Raw genomic sequence first — 6,997 nt, 5'->3', positions numbered from 1 at the left:
GGGCTATAGCCAAGCGGTAAGGCAACGGACTTTGACTCCGTCATGCGTTGGTTCGAATCCAGCTAGCCCAGCCATTTTTTGAGCCATTAGCTCAGTCGGTAGAGCATCTGACTTTTAATCAGAGGGTCGAAGGTTCGAGTCCTTCATGGCTCATCATAGCAGGGCATGCCTTAGGTTTTATACCCTAAGGTTTGTCTTAATGAATGCGGAAGTAGTTCAGTGGTAGAACATCACCTTGCCAAGGTGGGGGTCGCGGGTTCGAATCCCGTCTTCCGCTCCAATATACGGGGCCTTAGCTCAGCTGGGAGAGCGCCTGCTTTGCACGCAGGAGGTCAGCGGTTCGATCCCGCTAGGCTCCACCATTACTACATACATCTTACCTTAAACTCTGCCGGGTTTAAGGTTTTTTTATGTTTAAAAACGTTATAACTTCTAACAGCTGTACATGAACAGCGAATCTAAATCTGCAGCAGCATGTGTTATCCGCGGGTGGATCATGCCATTTTCGTTATAATTCTTACTGCAGATTCCCCAGGAATTTACCTCTATCTTTTTATCCTTTTGATTTTTCAGAAAAGTACGCATATATATGCATGATTTTGTCGAGTTGAGTCATTGCTTTGAAAGCGGTTAAAATGAAAGCAGAACAGGGGTGAAGGAGGAACATAGAGAGATGAAGAAACTATCGATTATCGGGATGCCGATGGATCTTGGGCAAATGAGGCGAGGAGTTGATATGGGGCCAAGTGCTATCCGCTATGCCGGTGTAAATGAACGTCTGAAATCTTTATTTGAGCACATTCATGATCTGGGTGATATAGCGATTGGACGCCCGGAGGTGGAGATAGATCCAGATACCAATCTGAGGAATCTTGAGCTTATTGCAGATAAGACCGGCCAGCTGGCAGAAAAGGTTGATGAAGTAATCAAGGGCGGTTCATTCCCTCTTGTGTTAGGCGGGGACCACAGCATTGCCATCGGGACGCTTGCAGGTGTGTCGCGGCACTATAAAAACCTCGGCGTCATCTGGTATGATGCCCATGGAGATCTGAATACAGCAGAAACATCGCCTTCCGGGAATATCCATGGCATGCCGCTGGCAGCTTCGCTGGGCATCGGCCATCCGCTTCTGACCGGGATTGGGGGCTACTCACCGAAGGTAAAGCCTGAGAACATCGTCATCATCGGAGCAAGGGCCCTGGATGAGGGTGAGAAAGAGCTTGTGAAGGAGAAGGGCATCAAAGTATATACAATGCATGAGATTGACAGGCTCGGGATGGCAAGAGTGATGGAAGAAGCAATTGAGTATCTGAGGGACCGGACTGATGGGGTTCATTTATCATTGGATCTGGACGGGCTGGATCCCAACGATGCACCAGGCGTGGGGACTCCAGTCATAGGAGGCATCAGCTACCGTGAAAGCCACCTGGCGATGGAAATGCTTGCAGAAGCGGAGCTGATCACTTCCGCTGAGTTCGTGGAGGTCAATCCGATCCTCGATGACAAGAATAAGACGGCATCTGTAGCCGTTGCGCTGATGGGATCGCTTTTCGGCGAAAAGCTCCTTTAAAGAAAGAAACAAAAAACGGTAACTTGATTTTTCAAGTTACCGTTTTTTGACCAGATGATTGTATTTGTTCAGCAATGAATCCAGCCTTGTACTGGCTTCAATTACATGATGGCTGGACAAAGAGGTACGGGAAGCCAGTTGGACCATTTCCTTGCGGCACTTTTCAATATCCTGCAACAGTTCTTGAATGCCCATTCAAAAAAACCTGCCTTTTCCTCAGCTTAATTAGTCCCTTTATACCCCATTTAAAACTTTTTAAACATGAAGAAGTAAATTTTTGTTAAAATAATAGTTATTGAGAAATTTTATATAAAAAACGAAACCTTTTCCGCTATCGATCCGTAATATCGTATAGCCGCATTAGAGCGGAGGTAAATAGAAATGGAAGCAATCGTAAAGAAAAGGATCAAACAGGTATTAAAAGGCGACCAGAATGCTTTTGGGGAAATTGTGGAAATTTATAAAGACAAGGTGTTCCAGCTTTGTTTCCGTATGCTCGGCAACCGCCATGAGGCGGAGGATATTGCACAGGAGGCTTTCCTGCGCGCATATGTTAATATTCAAAGCTTTAATATCGACCTGAAGTTTTCCACCTGGCTGTACAGAATCGCAACCAATTTATGCATTGACCGGATCAGGAAGAAAAAGCCCGACTATTTTCTGGATGCGGAGGTTGCCGGGACGGACGGATTGACGATGTATTCGCAGATTGCAGCGGATACCAGACTGCCCGAGGAAGATGTAGAGAGCCTGGAGCTTCAGGAAACCATTCAAAACGAAATTTCCAAGCTTCCTGAAAAATACAGGTCAGTAATTGTGCTGAAATATATCGAGGAGCTTTCTCTCAACGAAATAAGCGAGATTATGGACCTGCCGCTCGGGACGGTTAAGACCCGCATACACAGGGGCAGGGAAGCTTTAAGAAAGCAGCTGCGTCATGTGTAGAGATGAATGGCTATGCCATCTTCTTTTGCAAAAATGAATTCAGCTTATCATTTTAAGAGGGTGAGAACTTTGAAATGTCCAGCAGAGATTGTCGAGTATATGCACGAGTATCTAGATGAAGAGATCTCAGCCGAGCATGAACAGCAATTAAGGGAGCATTTGAGCAGCTGCGACGAATGCCGCTCTTATTTTCATGAATTAAAGAGAGCTATTGCACTGGTGCAAAGCACTTCACATATACAAGCTCCGTCAGGCTTCACAGCTGGTGTGATGGCGAAGCTTCCAAAAGAAAAGAAGCAGGTGGGCTTCCAGCGTTGGTTCAGGCATCATCCCCTGCTTACTGCTGCTTCCCTGTTCCTCATCCTTATGATGGGAAGTGTCGTCTCCACCTGGAATAAGGACCATAATTTTTCGGTCTCCAAACAGCCGAACCTGATCGTCCAGAATGACACGGTCATCGTACCGGAAGGTGAAGTAATCAAGGGTGATGTGATTGTCCGCAATGGCAAGATAAAAATCGAAGGCCAGGTCGATGGCGATGTGACCGTCATCAATGGAGAGCAGTATATGGCTTCTGCAGGCCAGGTGACTGGTGATATCAAGGAAGTGAATGAAGTGTTTGAGTGGCTCTGGTATCATATCAAGAGCCTTGGCAAAGATCTTGTGAATGTGTTCGATGAGAAAGAAAAAGAGCCTGCAGCAGGCTGATTGAATAGAGAGAGCAAATCCCTGTCAAACTAGAAATATCCGGCTGAGCCGATATTCATTTGGCAGGGATTTTCTTTTAGATGAATGAGAAGGCACGCCAAGAGCTTTGCAATATATCCCATGTCCATATCATTGGTTTTCAGAGTATTTATGATATAATATGTGAGTTACATACATTGAAAACAAAGCTTATGCTTTTTGGAAAAATATATTTGGAGGAAGGGATAATGTCGTTTGCAGATTTCTCAATTTTGAAATACCTGGCTAATATTGTTGACATTCTCCTTGTTTGGTACGTCATCTACAAACTGATCATGATTGTGAGGGGCACCAAGGCCGTACAGCTCTTGAAAGGGATTTTTGTCATTCTGATCGTCAAGGTGATCAGCGATAAATTCCAGCTGCAGACACTTGGCTGGATGATGGAACAGGTTCTGCTATGGGGGGTCCTGGCCATTATCATCATCTTCCAGCCTGAGCTCCGGAGGGCGCTTGAGCAGCTGGGGAGGGGAAGATTCTTTTCGAGAAGCAGCTCCCAGGAAGAAAATGAACAGGAAAAGATGGTGGATTCCATTACAAAGGCCGTTGATTATATGGCTAAACGCCGGATTGGCGCCCTGATTTCGATTGAGCGAGAAACAGGGATGGGCGATTATATAGAAACAGGCATTCAGCTGAATTCAAAAATATCATCAGAGCTCCTGATCAATATTTTCATCCCGAATACACCTCTTCATGACGGGGCGGTCATTATCCAGAGGAACTGTGTGGAAGCTGCAGCCTGCTATCTGCCGCTGTCTGAGAGTCCGTTCATTTCTAAGGAACTTGGCACAAGGCACAGGGCCGCCCTGGGAATCAGTGAGGTCACAGACAGCCTTACCATCGTTGTATCTGAAGAAACGGGAAGCGTCTCACTGACTAAAAACGGTGAGCTTCACAGAAGCCTGAGCTCTGAGGCATTCAAGGAGCTCCTATCCAATGAATTGATTGTCAGCCAGAAGGCGAAACAGTCTTCTTCAGCCCGCTGGAATTGGAGGGGGAAGAAAAATGGATAAGCTGATTGATAAGCTGGTGGACAACAGGTGGTTCATGAAAGCTGTAGCCCTTGTGCTGGCTTTGCTCCTTTTTGATGCTGTCTATGATGGATCCGACAAATCGGGCGAGGTTAATGTTCCCGGGGATCAGGACACTGAGCTGATTGAAGATGTCCCGGTCAAATCCTATTATGATACCGATAATCTTGTCGTCACCGGAGTTCCGGATACTGTGGATGTGAGGGTGTCAGGGCCGAAAAGCCATGTCCAGATCGCCAAGACGCAGCGGGACTTTGAAGTATATGTAAATTTATCTGATGCTGAAGTTGGCGAAAAGCAGGTCCGGATCCTTGTAAGGGACATTTCGGATCGCCTCGATGTAACAGTCGATCCGTTATATGCTACAGTCTCTATCCAGGAGAAAGTAACGAAGGAGTTCAAGGTAGAGCCTGAATTCAACCAGTCCCTGCTTGGAGACGGATTCACATCCGGAGCACCATCTGTTAAGCCTGAAACTGTTAAAATAACGGGTGCCAAGGACGTAGTCGACCGCATCAGCTATGTGAAGGCAGCTCTCGATGTCAAAGGTCCGATAGAGGAATCTGTCACAGGAGCTGCAAGCATCAGGGTGCTCGACAGGGATATGAATAAGCTGAATGTAGCTGTCGATCCAGAGACGGTAGAGGTTACCGTGTCTGTGAAAAGCCTCGCTAAGACCGTGCCGATCGATGTCGTCCGGAAAGGTTCACTGCCTTCGGGTGTGACGCTTAACAGTATTGATCTGGATACAGCTGAGGCGAGAATCACCGGAAGCGAAGAAGCGCTCGGCCAGACGGAAAGAGTTAGGGTTGAGATTGACCTGGGCAAGATCACCAAAGATGGTGTTCAGACCCTTCCGGTCATCATCCCGGACGGCATCACATCTGTCGATCCGAAGACAGTAGAGGCTTCCGTGGATGTGACAGCTGAAAGTCAGGAAGATCAGGAGGACGCCGGCTCAGAAGCAGAAGAAGATGAAGCTGAGACGGCGACTCCTCCTGCGGAAGAAACAGAGAAGGATGAAACCAAAACCTTCTCGAACCTTCCGATTGACCTGACTGGGGCAGCAGAAGGATATACCGCTGCTTTCGCTGATGGATCAGGGAGAACAAATCTGTCTGTCCAGGGGCCGGTCGGTGTGGTCAATGGCCTTGGTTCTGCAGATTTCAATATATTCGTCGATGCAAGCAGCCTGTCAGAAGGGGAGCATAATGTGCCTGTAAAGGTGACTGGCCCCGATAATGTAAGCTGGAAGCTATCAAGAGAAACAGTAAAGATTTCTATCACTCAAAAGAATGAAGAAGCTTAAATATAATGTCACTATGGTTAGAAGGAGCGATTTTTAATGGGTAAATATTTCGGTACCGATGGAGTACGAGGGATTGCAAACAGTGAGTTAACCCCGGAGCTGGCTTTTAAACTGGGCCGGTTTGGCGGATATGTGCTAACAAAGAATGAGGAACGCCCAAAAGTATTGATCGGCCGCGATACACGCATATCAGGGCATATGCTGGAAGGAGCCCTTGTAGCAGGACTGCTTTCCATTGGAGCTGAAGTTATGCGCCTCGGCGTCATTTCAACGCCTGGAGTAGCGTATCTGACAAAAGCCCTTGGTGCACAGGCAGGTGTCATGATCTCAGCTTCCCACAACCCTGTAGCTGATAACGGGATCAAATTCTTCGGGCCAGATGGCTTTAAGCTTTCAGATGATCAGGAGCTGGAAATTGAAGCTCTCATGGATAAGGCAGAAGATGAGCTTCCGCGTCCGGTAGGGGCAGACCTTGGCCAGGTGAATGATTATTTTGAAGGCGGACAGAAATATCTTCAATATTTGAAGCAAAGTGTTGATGAAGACTTCTCAGGCATACATATTGCGCTTGACTGTGCGAACGGTGCTACATCTTCACTGGCAGCACATTTGTTTGCAGATCTTGATGCCGACCTTTCGACAATGGGCGCATCCCCTAACGGTCTTAACATCAACGATGGCGTAGGATCGACCCATCCTGAAGCGCTTTCGGCCTTTGTAAAGGAAAAAGGGGCAGATGCCGGATTTGCTTTTGACGGCGACGGAGACCGTTTGATTGCTGTAGACGAAAATGGCGACATCGTTGATGGAGATCAAATCATGTATATCTGCGGAAAATACCTGAAAGAGCAGGGCCGTCTGAAGCATAACACAGTTGTATCCACAGTCATGAGCAACCTGGGCTTCTACAAAGGGCTTGAAGCAAACGGCATTGAAAGCATCCAGACTGCAGTCGGAGACCGCTATGTGGTGGAGGAAATGAAAAAAGAGGGCTACAGCCTTGGCGGGGAGCAATCCGGCCATATTATCTTCCTTGACTACAACACAACCGGTGATGGACTTTTGACTGGCCTTCAGCTTGCCAATATCATGCAAGCGACCAAGAAGCCGCTGTCAGAGCTTGCGAATGAAATGAAGAAGTTCCCGCAGACGCTCGTCAACATTAAAGTTACAGACAAGCACCATGTAACAGACAACGATAAGGTTCATGCCGTGATTACAGAGGTTGAAAATGAAATGAACGGAAACGGACGCATCCTTGTCAGGCCTTCCGGCACTGAGCCATTGGTCCGTGTAATGGCTGAGGCGCCAACAAAGGAGCAGTGTGAGGCGTATGTGGAACGCATAGCCGCTGTTGTCCGCGAGGAAATGGGTTTAAAGGAGTAATGGAAG

Annotated in this window: 7 protein-coding genes and 3 tRNA genes; 9 read left to right on the top strand and 1 reads right to left on the bottom strand. The window is 47.4% G+C overall.

Going from position 1 to position 6,997, the window contains the following annotated elements; all coding sequences use genetic code 11:
- Positions 1-80 precede the first annotated feature (80 nt).
- The 4 genes from RBB45_RS20860 to rocF all read left to right on the top strand — a co-directional run bounded on the left by RBB45_RS20860 (position 81) and on the right by rocF (position 1,570).
- Positions 81-153: transfer RNA gene (locus tag RBB45_RS20860), tRNA-Lys, on the top strand.
- A 52-nt stretch (positions 154-205) separates the two neighbouring features.
- A tRNA-Gly gene (locus RBB45_RS20855) sits at positions 206-280 on the top strand.
- Between the two features lie 6 nt (positions 281-286).
- Positions 287-362: transfer RNA gene (locus RBB45_RS20850), tRNA-Ala, on the top strand.
- 311 nt (positions 363-673) lie between these two features.
- Positions 674-1,570, top strand: coding sequence for an arginase (gene rocF / locus RBB45_RS20845; RefSeq protein ID WP_009795852.1), 897 nt, complete (start codon positions 674-676; stop codon positions 1,568-1,570).
- Between the two features lie 36 nt (positions 1,571-1,606).
- Here the strand turns inward: rocF and RBB45_RS20840 are convergent, their stop codons facing one another.
- Positions 1,607-1,765 (bottom strand): aspartyl-phosphate phosphatase Spo0E family protein, encoded by a 159-nt coding sequence (locus RBB45_RS20840; RefSeq protein ID WP_022543224.1) that lies wholly within the window; start codon positions 1,763-1,765, stop codon positions 1,607-1,609.
- A gap of 186 nt (positions 1,766-1,951) precedes the next feature.
- On the opposite strand from RBB45_RS20840, the gene sigW reads away from it, so the two are divergent.
- The 5 genes from sigW (at position 1,952) to glmM (ending at position 6,991) form a co-directional block, all read left to right on the top strand.
- Positions 1,952-2,515, top strand: a complete 564-nt coding sequence (gene sigW, locus RBB45_RS20835) for an RNA polymerase sigma factor SigW (RefSeq protein ID WP_009795680.1) — start codon at positions 1,952-1,954, stop codon at positions 2,513-2,515.
- Between the two features lie 69 nt (positions 2,516-2,584).
- Positions 2,585-3,223, top strand: coding sequence for an anti-sigma factor family protein (locus RBB45_RS20830; protein ID WP_035403448.1), 639 nt, complete (start codon positions 2,585-2,587; stop codon positions 3,221-3,223).
- Between the two features lie 227 nt (positions 3,224-3,450).
- On the top strand, positions 3,451-4,278 hold the full coding sequence (gene cdaA, locus RBB45_RS20825) for a diadenylate cyclase CdaA (RefSeq protein ID WP_009795682.1): 828 nt from the start codon (positions 3,451-3,453) through the stop codon (positions 4,276-4,278).
- Positions 4,271-5,605, top strand: a complete 1,335-nt coding sequence (locus RBB45_RS20820; protein ID WP_129614015.1) for a CdaR family protein — start codon at positions 4,271-4,273, stop codon at positions 5,603-5,605. Before cdaA ends, RBB45_RS20820 begins: the two co-directional genes overlap by 8 nt.
- 36 nt (positions 5,606-5,641) lie before the next feature.
- On the top strand, positions 5,642-6,991 hold the full coding sequence (glmM, locus tag RBB45_RS20815; RefSeq protein ID WP_022543227.1) for a phosphoglucosamine mutase: 1,350 nt from the start codon (positions 5,642-5,644) through the stop codon (positions 6,989-6,991).
- Positions 6,992-6,997: the final 6 nt, after the last annotated feature.

The sequence above is a fragment of the Bacillus sp. MMSF_3328 genome, from assembly GCF_030733525.1.
GTDB lineage: Bacteria > Bacillota > Bacilli > Bacillales > Cytobacillaceae > Bacillus_AB > Bacillus_AB infantis.
The sequence above is the reverse complement of the archived record's forward strand: the minus strand, read 5'-3'. Positions and strand labels throughout refer to the sequence as shown.

Excerpts from the sequence above, each read along its gene's own strand:
- rocF (WP_009795852.1), top strand. The coding sequence starts at position 674 with ATGAAGAAACTATCGATTATCGGGATGCCGATGGATCTTGGGCAAATG.
- RBB45_RS20840 (WP_022543224.1), bottom strand. The coding sequence starts at position 1,765 with ATGGGCATTCAAGAACTGTTGCAGGATATTGAAAAGTGCCGCAAGGAA.
- sigW (WP_009795680.1), top strand. The coding sequence starts at position 1,952 with ATGGAAGCAATCGTAAAGAAAAGGATCAAACAGGTATTAAAAGGCGAC.
- cdaA (WP_009795682.1), top strand. The coding sequence starts at position 3,451 with ATGTCGTTTGCAGATTTCTCAATTTTGAAATACCTGGCTAATATTGTT.
- RBB45_RS20820 (WP_129614015.1), top strand. The coding sequence starts at position 4,271 with ATGGATAAGCTGATTGATAAGCTGGTGGACAACAGGTGGTTCATGAAA.
- glmM (WP_022543227.1), top strand. The coding sequence starts at position 5,642 with ATGGGTAAATATTTCGGTACCGATGGAGTACGAGGGATTGCAAACAGT.